This window comes from Bradyrhizobium sp. WSM4874 (assembly GCF_055811835.1).
The window spans coordinates 1-357 of the sequence record NZ_JBVVPR010000236.1 but is presented as its reverse complement, the minus strand read 5'-3'; the positions used below and the strand labels follow the sequence as shown (position 1 = coordinate 357).

General features: G+C 77.9%; 1 protein-coding gene. It reads right to left on the bottom strand.

Annotation, left to right across the window (positions count from 1 at the left end; genetic code table 11):
* Positions 1–203 (bottom strand): hypothetical protein (locus AC0L3P_RS40185; RefSeq protein WP_473309482.1); only part of this gene is annotated, 203 nt, incomplete at its 3' end.
* Positions 204–357 lie beyond the last annotated feature (154 nt).

Below are 357 nucleotides of genomic sequence, written 5' to 3'. Positions count from 1 at the left end.
ACAGCATGCGCCCCCTCCGGCACCGCCTGCCGCGCGCCCGGCTCCCACGCCGCCAGCACCGCCGCCCGCCGCAGCTCCGCAGCAGCACGCACCCACGCCGCCGCCCGCGGCTCGCCCAACGACGACGCCGCCGCCGGCAGCAACTCCTCAGGGCCGTCCCGCGCCGGCGCCCACGGCGACACCGTCACCTGCGCCTGCGGCACCCACGGCGAGACCGGGCGCGCCCGCGCCGGCCGCCACCCCTGCACCTACAAACACACCTTCACCGACGGCGACTCCTTCACCAACAGCGACTCCTGCGCCGACCGCGGGCGCCTCGGGTCAGCTCCGCCCCGAGGGTCGCAACGAAGAGTGGGC